We start from the raw sequence: 13,387 nt of genomic DNA, 5'->3' as shown, positions 1-13,387 counted from the left end.
TGAAGACTGACCATTTACATTAATCAATCATTGATAACGTAAAAACGCAATATGGAAGCCGTACAGAACGAAAAAGGCGAGTCCACGCGGGGCCAGATCTCAATCCATACAGAGAATATCTTCCCGATTATCAAGAAATTTCTTTACTCCGACCATGAAATCTTTCTGCGGGAACTGGTCTCGAATGCCGTCGATGCTACGCAGAAATTACGCCAGTTAGCCTCATTCGGCGAGTTTAGCGACGAGTTAGGCGACCTGAAAGTGACCGTTTCTCTCGATGAGGAAGCCAAAACCATTACGGTCAGCGACAATGGAATCGGGATGACTGCCGATGAAATCAAGAAATATATCAACCAGATTGCTTTCTCGGGAGCGTCTGATTTTCTGGAAAAATACAAAGACAAAACCGATGATAAAGGTCAGATTATCGGACATTTTGGATTAGGCTTTTACTCCGCCTTCATGGTGGCTGAAAAAGTTGAAATCGTAACAAAATCCTACCGGGCTAATGCGGAAGCGGCTCGCTGGACGTGTGATGGGTCAACCGAATATGAACTCACGCCTGCCGAACGGGCCGAGCGGGGAACCGATATTATTCTGCACATAGCGCCTGATTCGGAAGAGTTTCTAAATAAAGACCGGCTACGGGGTATTCTGGATAAATACGCCCGTTTTCTGCCCGTGCCGATTGAATTCGATGGCCAGGTCGTAAACAACACCACACCCATCTGGACAAAAGCGCCTGCGGATCTGACCGACGAAGATTATAAAACCTTCTACCGTGAGTTGTATCCGATGAGCGAGGAGCCGCTGTTCTGGATTCACCTGAACGTTGATTACCCCTTCAACCTGACAGGGATATTGTACTTCCCACGGATCAAAAATGAGCTACGCTTTCAGCGGGAGAAAATTCAGCTTTACAGCCGTCAGGTATTCATTACCGACGAAGTAAAAGACGTAGTGCCCGACTTCCTGATGATGCTGCACGGCGTAATCGACTCGCCTGATATTCCGCTCAACGTATCGCGGAGCTTCCTTCAGGCCGACGCCAACGTGAAGAAAATCAATGGCTACATTACCCGCAAAGTAGCCGATAAACTCAACGATTTATTTAATGCGGATCGGAAAGCGTTTGAAGAAAAATTCGACGACATCGGTCTGTTTATTAAATACGGAATTCTGAGCGATGATAAATTCTGGGAGAAAGCGAAAAACTTCGTGCTGCTCAAAAATACCGAAGGGGCATACGCTACGCTGGATGAATACCGGGAAAAAGTACAGGCTAATCAAACCGACAAAAACGATTCGCTGATTCTGCTTTATACCACCGATACCAAGCAGCAACATGCCTACATTGAGTCGGCTACCCGGCGCGGCTATGATGTGCTGCTGATGGATAACGTAATTGATTCGCACTTTATCAATGCCCTTGAGCAGAAACTCGAAAAGGTTCGCTTCCAGCGGGTTGATGCCGATACGCTCGATAAATTGATTGATAAAGGACTTTCGAATGAAAGCGTCTTGTCGGAGGCCGATCAGACGAAACTGAAAGAAGTGTTTGAGCAGGTTCTGGACAACAAAATGCTGCACGTAAGCATAGAGGCCCAGCCGACCGACGAACTGCCGGTAACCATTACGTTGCCTGAGTTTATGCGCCGGATGAAAGACATGTCGGCGCTCTCCGGCGAACAGTCTTTTTATGGTAATCTGCCACTGACTTATAACGTAGTGGTCAATGCCAACCATCCAATAACCAGTAAAATTCTGGCTGAAGCGGATGCTGATGCCCAGAAATCGTTGGTAAAACAAATATATGATCTTGCCTTGCTTTCGCAGAATATGCTTACGGGGGCTGACCTGACTGCTTTTGTAAAACGTACGGTTGCTACGTTATAACGAGTAGTCAGCTAGCGTTCTTCTAAACAAAACAGGCTATCCGAATCGGGTAGCCTGTTTTGTTTAGAGAAAAGTCGCTTTAAGATTGGCCATTACTGCTTCGGGGAAATTTGCTGACAGCTCCACCCGCCTGTTTCGACGGTCGGGTAAACCAGATTTTTCGTCGGGCAATCAACCGGCCGATAATGAACAGCATGACCAGCCCGATCACCACGATAGCAACCAGAGGCAGTAAAATCGTGAACAGCGACAGACCAACCGACGCGACATTCTCACCGGTTGCCACAACTGGGTTCGCAATGCCGCCAGTGGTTACGGATGACCCTAACCGTAGTAAACTAGTACCCGCCTGGATAATACCGGCTGAACTGCCTCCTAAAATCAGGCCAAGCCCCCATTGAAAAGCGGGTATATCGATGTGCAGAAACGACGTGCTGACCAACGTTCCGGCTATGACAGACGCGGGTGTAGCTATGGTATCCAGAATGTTATCGAGCCAGGGAATGTAGTAAGAACCAATTTCAAAGATCGTAGCTACCGACAGACCGATCAGAGTCGGCCAATCGCTTAACCACTCGAAACCACCTACAGGGCTGATAAAGCCAAATTTGGTAGCGACACTGGCCACCAAGAGCGGAACAAATACCCGAAAACCGCAACAGGCGGCCAGACCAACGCCTATGCAGGCGCTAATAATCCACTCGATGGACATAAGAATCGTGAATGGGTTAACCAACTACCAAACCTTGCCGGAAAGCTAAAGGTTTAGTTTACTCGAAAAACTGGGGGCTGAAATTCATCAGGTAAGCTTCGTCAGTAGCGCGGGTTAAGGCCGTGTAGAGCCATCGTACAAACTCATCATTAACCTGACCATCAGGCAAAAAGCCCTGGTCAATAAAGATGGCACTCCACTGGCCGCCCTGTGCTTTGTGACAGGTGAGGGCATAGGCAAATTTTACCTGTAACGCATTTAAATAAGGGTCGCGACGTATTGCTTCCGCTCGTTCTTTTTTGCTTTTGATGTAAAAATAATCCTTCATTACGCTCTCATAGAGCGCTTTGTACTGGTCCGATGTTAGGGAGGGCACAGGTGTGTGCAACGTATCGAGCATGATTTTCGCGTCGAAGTCAGGCTGATCTTCGTAATCGACTAACCGCAACGTAACGGTGGCAAACCGAAATCCGTGCATCTCCTCTTTATTTCGTATTTTCTGCACTTCAGCAAACTCACCATTGGCCAGAAATCCCGCAGGTGAATCCTCGTCAAGTACCGTATAGTTATTTCGGGCAATCATAAGCATATCGCCCGCGTCGAGTTCCTCTTCGCACTGATCGATCATGCGACGGACAAACTGGTTGTATTGAACCGCCGTTTTATTTGACCGGCAAATGATGGCGGTATTTTCCCGACCATATTTGTCATACGCGTACCGTATTCCATCTTCGAGTTTCGTCAGGGGCATTTTATAGATGTCCTGAAACGACCGTACGTTCAGCTGGATAACGGGCGATTCGGAAGAAGACGTAGTGGGCTTATCATTCAGAAGCGCGTCAAAACCTACAGCTTTGGGGGTAGGAGAGGCTTCGTCGAGCAGCATGCGTAAGCCCGTAGCATTGTACAGAATTCCGGATTCTTCATCCTGCCGCATTACTTCGGTCAGTTCCTGTTCATAAACCACCATGTCAAATGAGCTGGCCAGAAACCCCCGATCCAAAGCGGGACTTAACTCGCGCCCAACAGGTGGCAACTGAGCCGTATCGCCAACGAGCATCAACTTGTTGCCCGGATTTTCGAAAACATATTCGATAAGGTCAGTAAGTAAACCCTTGCCACCGAAATCGGCTTCGTCAGAAATCATCGAGGCCTCATCGACAATAAAGAGGGTGTCTTCGTGGTAATTTTTCTGCCGCTGGAAAGCCAGTGACCCCAAACCCGGATCGGCCACCTGCCGGTAAATTTTCCGGTGAATGGTCTGCGCCGGTTTCTTGGCATAGTTCGTCATCACTTTAGCCGCGCGACCTGTAGGAGCCAGCAGAATGGATTTATAACCAAACCGGGGCAGCACTTTAATGAGCGTACCGACCAAAGTAGTTTTACCAGTACCAGCGTACCCACGTAGCAGAAAACAATCGCGGTAATGCTCAAAATCGTCGTGGGTGATGAACGCGCCAATCTGTTCGAAAAATTGTACCTGACCAGCGGTGGGCTTAAAAGGAAAGCGTTTGGCCAATAAATGCGCGGCCGTTTGGGTCTCGTTCATATTCTAAAGTTACGAAAAAACGAGGAATGAAAAAATAGGAGAATTAGTAGGTATTTTTTACTATTTTTAGGTCTTTCTCGCCTGTATACTTTCATCCCTGTCCCTTTTTTTATAACTTGAGCCATTACTAAACCGCTCTCCATCATGAAAATACGCCAAATCCTTCAAGGTAAAAAAATTAATGCCCTGTATACCGTCTCATCGGATGAAACAGTGCTCGATGCCCTCAAACTCATGGCCGAAAAAAACATCGGAGCCGTTTTGGTAGTCGACCGGGGAGTACTGACCGGAATTTTCTCCGAACGGGATTATGCCCGTAAGGTGATCCTGAAGGGACGTCATTCCGATGATACCCGCATTGCCGATGTTATGACAGCTAATGTCATTACCATTGAGCCCGAACAAAGTTTAGACGATTGCATGGTTATTATGTCGGATAAGCATATCCGCCACCTCCCCGTCATGAGCGATGGTCGACTCCTGGGAATAATATCGATCAATGACGTAGTGAGCGCTATTATCCGCGATCAGAAAACCCGCATCGACTCGCTCGAAAGTTATATTTCCGGAAGCCCTTATTAAATGATGAATGATGAATTATAAATGATGAATGATGAATCCTTGTTGACCCATCATTCATCATTTATAATTCATCATTTAAAACCTACCTTTGCGTCCCTTAAACACGTAATATTATCGTGACGCAAGCTGTGGAAGTAGATAAGCCTCGGGAAGAAGTACGGAAATTGTACGGAAATCGCCTACGATTACGTGTCTGCGGGCTACACCGGGAAGGCGACCGCTTACTTATGGTTCGACATCGGGGTATTGGCCCTACGGATACGTTCTGGTGCCCGCCGGGAGGAGGTGCCCAATTCAGCGAAACCGCACCGGATGCATTGACCCGAGAATTTCTGGAGGAAACGGGTCTGGAGGTTGAAATTGGCGATATGCTGTTCGTCAATGAATTTATGCAGCCTCCTCTTCATGCCATGGAATTGTTTTTTACCGTGCACGTAACGGGTGGGTCGCTCCGGCAGGGTATTGATCCTGAAATGAGTGCCGATGGACAAATTATCGAAGAGGTTCGGTTAATGAGCTTTGACGAAATAAAAAGCTATCCGCCTGAGGAAGTCCATGCGTTGTTTCGGTACTGTGAGTCGCTGGAAGATGTATTCAACCTACGAGGATATCTCCAGTAAATAAAAGTAATTACCATTAGGTACCTATTCCCGGAGATAGTTATACAGTTTGCTAACTTTTTAGTAGGTTTATAACGCATTCATCCGCCCAATAAACAGTCATCTGAAGTTGTGCAAACCACTGTGACCTTAGCCCCCACTGTAATAATACGTTCTGACGCGTTCAATCTTACCCATACCGACCAGTTAGTTTTGTGTCTGGAAGTAGGACGGGATCGGTTCCGAGTATTGGTGCGGGATAGTCGCAGCCGGGTTTTGTACCTCGAAGATTATGCCTTCCCGTCTTTGCTGACGAACCAGCCGCTGACGGGCTTACTTCCCAATATCTTTCGCGATCATCCGGTATTGTCGGCCAAGCCATGGCAGGAGATTCGTATCGGCGTTAACTCGCCATCTTTTACGTTAGTTCCTAAATCACTTTATCGGAAAGAATACGCGGGCAGCTACTTAGCGCTTATGCGCGGAAGTGCCTTGCCGGCTCATGAATTTGCCCAGGCGTACGGTCATGAAGAGGAAGGATTTCTGTCTGTTTTTAACCTCGAACATCCGTTGGCTGACTATTTTTCGGAAGTGTATCCGCTACAGCCTCTAACGTACGTCCATCAAGTCAGTGCTTTATTACAGGCGACAACAAATCTGGACCGGCACGTACTGACGCCCGACAGCATCTATTTATTTTTCGAAGACGAACTCGTGACGGTTGTTCACCGAAAGGCACATCAGTTGCAGTATTGCAATCGCTTCGGGTACAAAAACGTTCAGGATCTGGTGTATTACGTGCTTTACGTACTGGATGAGCAGAGCCTGACACCCAAAGACATATCCATTTCACTGTATGGTGAAATTACCCCTTTTTCTGACGCTTACACTGAACTAAGTCGTTATTTGCCCCATCTGGCATTTGGTCAGGTGCCGCCCGGCCTGACACTGGCCGCGGAATTTAACGAACTGCCCGACCATCGGTATTTAAGTTTATATGGATTAGCTTTGATGAACGAATAAGTCAGAGAGCAGAAGAGTGCCGGAATACCTTTTCGCTCTTTCAACAACCCGCTCTTTCACTCATTCATGCAGCATGAAAAAAATTGCTCTGTTTCCCGGCTCGTTTGATCCATTTACGAAAGGTCATGAAGATATTGTATTGCGCGGTTTGCGCCTGTTCGATGAAATTGTAATCGGGATAGGGCGTAACGCGAGCAAAGCCCGTTACTTTCCGCTGGAACAGATGATAAGCCTGATTGAGGGCGCTTTTCAGCATGAACCGGCTGTACGGGTGATCAGCTACGATGGCTTGACTGCGAATGTGGCCCGCGATGTGGGCGCAAAATTTTTGTTACGGGGGCTACGTAACACGACCGATTTTGAGTACGAAAACGGTATATCGCAGGTGAACCGGTACATTTATGAAGACGTCGAAACCGTATTTCTGATTACGTCTCCACATCTTGCCCCCGTAAGTTCGAGTATCATCCGCGATCTTCACCGGTACGGTCAGGCTGTCGATACCTTTTTGCCGTATAAACTGGTTGACCAGCCAGTGAGCCAGCAATAATTTTAAAGAACAATCGCTGCTGACTTCTTTATCGACTGACTACTTTATTCATCGACTCGATTACGTAACGGATTGAACTAAACGAATTGGTCAGCGCCAGTTGGGTTTCGCGTGGGTCGAGCCAAGCCAGTTTCTCAATATCTTCATCAACTTGCGGAGCCATCCGGCTGTCGTCCAGTACGCTCATCCGATACCATTTCGTTCGTTTCAGAATACGGTTCCCGTTGAGTGTATACGTGTGCCAGGTTGTACAGATCCGGTCGCCTACCGTTACCCGAACACCGGTTTCTTCCTGAACTTCGCGGGCGGCACCCTGCCTCGATGATTCACCATCGTCGAGTTTGCCTTTGGGCAAATCCCAAACACCCCGGCGAAACATAAGCAACAGTTTATTACTCTTCACGACAACGCCACCAGCTGCCTTGATAATCTTGAACGGTTTCTTGATGGCATCTTCACAGGCTTCTTTGTTTTGGCAACCCAGCGTGATTGACAGGAGCTGACTGGAATCGGCTTTCTGGAGCAGGGTCAACAGCCGGCTAATGGTAGCTGGGGTCGAATTGAGCACCAGCAGGTGGCCATGTAGCGCGTCTTGCTTTAAAACTTCCAGTCGGGCATCAATTATCAGGTCGTAATCCACAAGGACGGAGCCACGAACCAATTCTGGTTCTGTTAATTTCGCAGCGGCTTTTGCGCCAACGAGCCGAATTGGGTGGTCGTTAATGAAAACAATCATCGGAAATGCAGGTTCGAGGGGCAAAAGTAGCAAAACAAGCGGTCTTACGTATCAGTGAACGTGTTGCAAACACATTCTGTTTCTATATTTTTGCAACAGGCCAACATCTCCCTTTGTGGAACTTCTCATCATTTTGCTGCTTACGATTCTGAATGGCGTATTCTCCATGTCAGAAATCGCCTTAGTTTCATCCCGTAAATCCAGGTTAGAAACGGCCGCTAAGAACGGAGATCGGCGTGCACAGATCGCCCTGGACCTATCAAACTCTCCCAACCGATTTTTATCGACAGTACAGATCGGGATTACGTTGATCGGTATTTTACTCGGTATTTTCTTGGGCGATAAACTGACCGACGACGTCCAGAACTTTGTGGCCCAGATTGAGGTGTTTCAGCCCTATGCTCATTCGATAGCGGTTGTACTGGTGCTTTTGCTGCTGACTTACCTCTCCCTTGTGTTCGGTGAATTGGTGCCGAAACGTATCGGTTTATCCAATCCAGAAGGCATTGCCAAAACAATGGCTGCACCAATGATTTTTCTGTCAAAACTGACCTCGCCCTTCATTACGTTGCTGACGCTGTCAAGCGATTTACTACTTAAGTTGCTGAATATAAAGCCCAACGAGAATGCCGTAACGGAAGAGGAAATCAAAAGCCTGATTCAGGAAGGTACTTCTGGTGGGGCTATTGAAGAAATTGAGCAGGAAATTGTGCAGAACGTATTCCAGCTTGGCGACCGTAAGATCACTTCTCTGATGACCAATCGTCAGGAAATCATTTACCTTGACATGGAAGATGAGCTTGCCGAAAACAAAGCCAAGATTCTGGAATTCAAGCATTCCGTATATCCGCTTTGTAACGGGGGTGTTGATGAAGTAGTGGGACTTATTTATTCCAAAGATTTTTTGGGTAAAGATCTGGATACGGAACTACTACATCTGAACGACATGAAACGCGACGCCTTGTTTGTTCCGGAGAATAACCGGGCGTATCAGGTGCTGGAGCGATTTCGGGAGCGTAGGCAGTACGTTGGTGTCATTGTTGACGAATATGGTGGGGTGTTGGGTATTATCACGCTCAACGATATTCTGGACATGCTGGTTGGCGATATCAACGATGATGTTAATTCGGATTATGAAATTCGGGTACGTGAAGATGGAAGTTATCTGATTGATGCCCAACTGCCTTTTGAGGACTTCCTGTCTTATTTCAACATTACGCTTAATACACAGAGCCGTCGTGAATTCACGGGCTTTGATACGCTCGGCGGGTTTGCCCTTCATATCCTGAAAGACATCCCTAAAACGGGCGAAACGTTTGTCTGGCATCAGTACAATTTTGAGATTGTCGATATGGACAAAAGCCGCATTGATAAGATTCTGGTGAAGAAACAGGACGAAGAATAAGCTGGCTTAATAAACAGCTTCGCGGTTTTGGTGGTTATAGATGAGAATCAGACTCATCAACAAACCATGCGCTATTTCAAGCCTGACTCCAGTGAATTGACCGGCGGAACTACCAATGTCCGCTCCGTCGATGCGGTTCCCACGGGAATGGATAATGATCCGAATGCCGATGAGGAAGTGATCAATCAGGATGCCAACGAGCAGTACCCCGAGCCTATCGATTCGTCAACAGATCAGGACGATACTACTGAGCCTGCCAAACTTGCCCCTGATAACCTGGCCGATTCCATCGCTTATGCGCTTGACGGCAGCGGCCCTGGGCCGATGAATGAGAAGCCCAATGTGTCGGGGCATGACGTCATTACGGAAGGAACTACGGGAGCGGGCCCTGAGGAAGAGGAGCGAATTTTCGGCGATTAAATCGCTGTTCATTCTTCGACGACAATTCCTTCTTCGTCTAAGTATTTGGCAATGTTGAAGGTCTGGCCGTCCATCAACTCAATGTCGGTATCCCATTCACGTACCTGCCAGTCTCGACCAGGCTCCATTACAGTAACGGTTTTGGTACCAATCATGATCCAGATGATACGTTCTACACCAAAATCAAGTAATTTTTTCGATTTTTTGTAAACGTAGCCAAAACCGGTAAGCTCTGATACGTCGGCTTCGGTATCGATTTCAATCGCTATTTTAGGAGGAACGTCGGGGTATTTTTTGTTGATCTTGTCGGCCGTTAGTACAGCTTTATCGAAAATGGCAATGTCGTTCGAGAGATTGTTTCCAGTGTCGATATGACTACCGATCTCATTGGTGAGTATCCGATATTTCTTTTCGTCAAATACACGAAAAATAATTCGTAGTAAATACGTAATTAATTCAGCCTGAAGCGAACTACAACCCATAACGTCCTCCAATGTCTTGGTTTTGTTGAGCACAGACTGATAGCCCCGGTAATAAATAGGCTTACCGTCCATGACTTCATACACCAGATAATCTGGTATTTTCCGTTTCCGTTTTGGAGTAGCTTTGGTTGTAGTAGGGGTAGGCATACGTACACTCTTTTGAACCAAATATAGAAAAATTAGCGGCTATAGCTTATATCTACACAACTTCCTTATACTGCATCCGATACAGATTGGCGTAGAAACCTTCGTGCTGAAGAAGTTCTTCGTGGTTGCCCTGCTCTACGATATGCCCTTTGTCGACCACAATAATGTTATTCGCTTTCTGAATAGTCGACAGGCGGTGTGCTATAACAATAGCCGTCCGGCCTTTCATAAGCTTCCCAATCGCTTCCTGAATCATTTCTTCGGTTTCCGTATCTACCGACGAAGTAGCTTCGTCAAGGACAATGATTCTGGGGTTCTGCACCATCGCCCGCACAAACGAAATCAGTTGTCGCTGACCAACCGAAAGGGTAGAGCCGCGTTCCATTACGTTGTATTCGTAGCCGCCCGGCAACCGCTCAATAAAATCGTGAACGCCAACCAGTTTAGCGGCTTCAACGATCTTTTCGCGGGTAATGCTTTTGTCGCCTAACGTAATGTTATTCTCGATGGTGTCGGAGAATAAGAAAACATCCTGAAGGACAACCCCGATATTTCGCCGAAGGTGACCCAGTTCATAATCGTGAACATCAATACGATCTACCAGAATTTCGCCTTTGTTGATGTCGTAGAAGCGGCTCAGCAGGTTAATAATGGATGATTTGCCAGCCCCCGTTGCCCCCACAAAGGCAACTGTTTCGCCCGCCTTCACTCGAAATGAAATGTCGCGCAGCACCCAATCCTCGTTATTGTAGGCAAACCAGACGTTTTTAAACTCGACCTCACCCCGAATAATATCAGGTGTATACGTGCCACTATTGGCCGTAAACTCATCGCTGTCCAATAATTTCAAAATCCGGTCGGTGCTGACGATACCCATCTGGAGCGTATTGAAGCGGTCGGCCAGCATCCGAATGGGGCGAAAAAATAAGTTAATAAACATGACGAACGCCGTGATGGTCCCGAACGTAACGTCGGAATGAATAATCTGCTGAGCGCCATACCAGACCACCAGCCCAACGGCCACCGCCGAAATAATATCTGCTACGGGATAATACACCGAATAATACCAGATCGAACGGATGTTGGCATCGCGGTGCTCGGCATTGATAACGCGGAACTTCTCGGCTTCGATTTTTTCGCTGCTAAAAATCTGTACGATGTTCATGCCGGTGATATGCTCCTGCACAAACGAGTTCAGATTAGCGACGGCAGTACGTACTTCATTGAATGATTTCTTGATTTTTTCCTTGAAGACATACGTACTGAACAGCATCAGCGGAATGGTTGACAGGCTAATTGCGGCCAGCCGCCAGTCGGTATAAAACATGACGCCAATGATCAGCACCAGCTGCAGAATATCGCCTGCAATGGCGGCCATCCCCTCGCTGAATACATCGGCGAGCGTTTCTACATCAGAGATAGATCGGGTCACCAGTCGACCAATAGGCGTATTGTCGAAGAATTTCAGACGCAGCTGTAAAATCTTCCGATACAGCTGAACCCGAATATCACGAATGACGTATTGGCCGAGCCATCCCGACAGGTACGTATTTGAAAACTGAACGATAGCCTGCACTACAAGAACACCGATCATGATGATCAGCATGAGCGTCAGTTGCTGGTAATCGCCCATTGAAATGACATTATCAATCGTGTAGCGAATCAGCAAAGGTGTCAGCGGAGCCAGACAAGCCGATAGCAGGATTACACCAACCAGGAGATAAAAACGGGCTTGATAGGGCTTAACAAACGTGTAAAGGCGTCGGAGGATAGCCCAGTCGAAAATTCGACCGCTGCTTTTCTGTTCTTCGTTCACAGGAAAATAAAAATGGCGAGTTTAGACAGGTAACAGCATTTTTAAATCGAACGTTTCAGCTTTCGATCAGGCGCAGCCGGGATACTGGCCGAATAAACAGTAAAAACGGAATAAAGCCGCTTTTTTGACTACGTAACAGTGTATTCATAGTGATGAAACGTCCACATTTTGTTCAGAACACCACCATTGCCAGACAATGAAAATACCTATATGAAGCGACGGACATTTGCCCGATTAGCCACCGCCTTGCCCCTAAGTTTGACAGTTGGCGAACCAAACGCTAAGCCCCTCTTCTCTACCGTAACAACGGCGGCCGATGATCGGGCCTACTGGCTGCAAACATTACTGAAAATTGCTGACCCGGTTTTAAATGCCCTGGCACAAAATCGTCTGAAAGCAACCATGCCCGTTGAGTCGGCGTCTGGGCAGCAGGACAGCCGTATTGCTGTTTCTCACCTCGAAGCTCTGGGCAGAACAATGGCCGGACTCGCGCCCTGGCTTGAACTCAGTGCTGATGACTCAGCAGAAGGACGTTTGCGCCAACGCTATCTGGCCACTGCCCGACAAGCCATTGCCAATGGTGTGAACCCCCAATCGCCTGATTTTCTCAACTTCACAAAAGGCGGCCAACCGCTTGTCGATGCGGCTTTTCTGGCGCACGGATTGGTACGTTCTCCCAGATTGTGGGCTGCTTTACAGGCCGATGAACAGGCTAACGTAGTAAAAGCCCTGCAGGCAAGCCGGATCATTAAGCCGGGGTATAGCAACTGGCTTCTGTTTACGGCAATGGTGGAAGCGGCTCTCCTGAAATACACCGGATCAGGCGATGAGGTGCGGATGGATTATGCCATTCGACAGCATCAGGCCTGGTATAAAGGCGATGGAGCTTATGGCGATGGCCCTGATTTTCACTGGGATTACTATAATAGTTATGTGATTCAGCCGATGTTGCTGGACGTAGTTCAGGTGCTGGTTGATGCAAAAAAAGCCGACAAAAGTTTGTACGAGACCGTACTGACTCGTGCGCAGCGCTACGCTATGGTGCAGGAGCGTCTTATCGGACCGGATGGCTCTTTTGCCGCTTTCGGGCGGTCATTAGCGTACCGGTGCGGAGCCTTCCAGCTATTAGCTCAGACGGCTTTACAGAAAAATCTGCCTACGGAATTGTCGGCCGCACAGGTACGTTCTGCGCTAACGGCGGTAATCCGCCGGACAATGGATGCGCCTGGTACGTTTGACGCAAAAGGATGGCTGCAAATTGGTCTGTGCGGACATCAGCCTTCCATTGGTGAAACGTATATCTCAACGGGCAGCTTGTATTTATGTTCGGTAGCGTTTTTGCCACTGGGCTTGCCCCCTTCCGACCCGTTCTGGGCTGCTCCGGCCACCGACTGGACCGCCAAAAAAATATGGTCGGGCCAGGACATTACAACCGACCATGCCATCAAAACCTAGAAAAATGGGTAGTTG

At 47.8% G+C, this 13,387-nt stretch carries 13 protein-coding genes; 8 read left to right on the top strand and 5 right to left on the bottom strand.

The window, feature by feature from the left end; translation table 11 throughout:
- Window positions 1–51 precede the first annotated feature (51 nt).
- Entirely contained in the window at window positions 52–1,896 is a 1,845-nt protein-coding gene (gene htpG, locus LN737_RS21690; RefSeq protein ID WP_405511911.1) for a molecular chaperone HtpG, read from the top strand.
- Window positions 1,897–1,975: 79 nt separating this feature from the next.
- Here the strand turns inward: htpG and LN737_RS21685 are convergent, their stop codons facing one another.
- A complete protein-coding gene (locus tag LN737_RS21685) occupies window positions 1,976–2,608 on the bottom strand; it encodes a DUF4126 domain-containing protein (RefSeq protein WP_405511910.1) in 633 nt (210 codons plus the stop codon).
- 58 nt (window positions 2,609–2,666) lie between these two features.
- Entirely contained in the window at window positions 2,667–4,157 is a 1,491-nt protein-coding gene (locus LN737_RS21680; RefSeq protein ID WP_405511909.1) for an ATP-dependent RecD-like DNA helicase, read from the bottom strand.
- A gap of 144 nt (window positions 4,158–4,301) precedes the next feature.
- Here LN737_RS21680 and LN737_RS21675 point away from each other — a divergent pair, with 144 nt between their 5' ends.
- From LN737_RS21675 to coaD, 4 genes are all read left to right on the top strand, one after another.
- Window positions 4,302–4,739, top strand: coding sequence for a CBS domain-containing protein (locus tag LN737_RS21675; RefSeq protein WP_405511908.1), 438 nt, complete (start codon window positions 4,302–4,304; stop codon window positions 4,737–4,739).
- Window positions 4,740–4,855: 116 nt separating this feature from the next.
- Window positions 4,856–5,359 (top strand): NUDIX hydrolase, encoded by a 504-nt coding sequence (locus tag LN737_RS21670; RefSeq protein ID WP_405511907.1) that lies wholly within the window; start codon window positions 4,856–4,858, stop codon window positions 5,357–5,359.
- 111 nt (window positions 5,360–5,470) lie between these two features.
- A complete protein-coding gene (locus LN737_RS21665; protein ID WP_405511906.1) occupies window positions 5,471–6,361 on the top strand; it encodes a DUF3822 family protein in 891 nt (296 codons plus the stop codon).
- 73 nt (window positions 6,362–6,434) lie between these two features.
- Complete coding sequence (gene coaD / locus LN737_RS21660) at window positions 6,435–6,911, top strand: pantetheine-phosphate adenylyltransferase (protein ID WP_405511905.1); 477 nt, start codon at window positions 6,435–6,437, stop codon at window positions 6,909–6,911.
- A 28-nt stretch (window positions 6,912–6,939) separates the two neighbouring features.
- Here the strand turns inward: coaD and LN737_RS21655 are convergent, their stop codons facing one another.
- Complete coding sequence (locus tag LN737_RS21655; protein ID WP_405511904.1) at window positions 6,940–7,647, bottom strand: NUDIX hydrolase; 708 nt, start codon at window positions 7,645–7,647, stop codon at window positions 6,940–6,942.
- 115 nt (window positions 7,648–7,762) lie between these two features.
- Between LN737_RS21655 and LN737_RS21650 the strand changes: the two genes are divergently transcribed.
- Both LN737_RS21650 and LN737_RS21645 read left to right on the top strand, forming a co-directional pair.
- Window positions 7,763–9,052, top strand: a complete 1,290-nt coding sequence (locus LN737_RS21650) for a hemolysin family protein (protein ID WP_405511903.1) — start codon at window positions 7,763–7,765, stop codon at window positions 9,050–9,052.
- Window positions 9,053–9,118: 66 nt separating this feature from the next.
- On the top strand, window positions 9,119–9,472 hold the full coding sequence (locus tag LN737_RS21645; protein WP_405511902.1) for a hypothetical protein: 354 nt from the start codon (window positions 9,119–9,121) through the stop codon (window positions 9,470–9,472).
- 8 nt (window positions 9,473–9,480) lie between these two features.
- Here the strand turns inward: LN737_RS21645 and LN737_RS21640 are convergent, their stop codons facing one another.
- Both LN737_RS21640 and LN737_RS21635 read right to left on the bottom strand, forming a co-directional pair.
- Window positions 9,481–10,101 carry a Uma2 family endonuclease gene (locus LN737_RS21640; protein WP_405511901.1) on the bottom strand — a complete coding sequence of 207 codons (621 nt, stop codon included), beginning with the start codon at window positions 10,099–10,101 and terminating at the stop codon, window positions 9,481–9,483.
- A 52-nt stretch (window positions 10,102–10,153) separates the two neighbouring features.
- On the bottom strand, window positions 10,154–11,917 hold the full coding sequence (locus LN737_RS21635; protein ID WP_405511900.1) for an ABC transporter ATP-binding protein: 1,764 nt from the start codon (window positions 11,915–11,917) through the stop codon (window positions 10,154–10,156).
- Window positions 11,918–12,127: 210 nt separating this feature from the next.
- Between LN737_RS21635 and LN737_RS21630 the strand changes: the two genes are divergently transcribed.
- Window positions 12,128–13,372 (top strand): DUF2264 domain-containing protein, encoded by a 1,245-nt coding sequence (locus tag LN737_RS21630; protein ID WP_405511899.1) that lies wholly within the window; start codon window positions 12,128–12,130, stop codon window positions 13,370–13,372.
- Window positions 13,373–13,387 lie beyond the last annotated feature (15 nt).

Source organism: Spirosoma sp. KNUC1025 (assembly GCF_045160025.1).
Lineage (GTDB): Bacteria > Bacteroidota > Bacteroidia > Cytophagales > Spirosomataceae > Spirosoma.
This window is presented reverse-complemented; position numbering and strand designations above follow the sequence as displayed.

What these genes read in the sequence shown, in the direction of transcription:
- htpG (WP_405511911.1), top strand. Translation starts at nt 52, where the DNA reads ATGGAAGCCGTACAGAACGAAAAAGGCGAGTCCACGCGGGGCCAGATC.
- LN737_RS21685 (WP_405511910.1), bottom strand. Translation starts at nt 2,608, where the DNA reads ATGTCCATCGAGTGGATTATTAGCGCCTGCATAGGCGTTGGTCTGGCC.
- LN737_RS21680 (WP_405511909.1), bottom strand. Translation starts at nt 4,157, where the DNA reads ATGAACGAGACCCAAACGGCCGCGCATTTATTGGCCAAACGCTTTCCT.
- LN737_RS21675 (WP_405511908.1), top strand. Translation starts at nt 4,302, where the DNA reads ATGAAAATACGCCAAATCCTTCAAGGTAAAAAAATTAATGCCCTGTAT.
- coaD (WP_405511905.1), top strand. Translation starts at nt 6,435, where the DNA reads ATGAAAAAAATTGCTCTGTTTCCCGGCTCGTTTGATCCATTTACGAAA.
- LN737_RS21655 (WP_405511904.1), bottom strand. Translation starts at nt 7,647, where the DNA reads ATGATTGTTTTCATTAACGACCACCCAATTCGGCTCGTTGGCGCAAAA.
- LN737_RS21645 (WP_405511902.1), top strand. Translation starts at nt 9,119, where the DNA reads ATGCGCTATTTCAAGCCTGACTCCAGTGAATTGACCGGCGGAACTACC.
- LN737_RS21640 (WP_405511901.1), bottom strand. Translation starts at nt 10,101, where the DNA reads ATGCCTACCCCTACTACAACCAAAGCTACTCCAAAACGGAAACGGAAA.
- LN737_RS21630 (WP_405511899.1), top strand. Translation starts at nt 12,128, where the DNA reads ATGAAGCGACGGACATTTGCCCGATTAGCCACCGCCTTGCCCCTAAGT.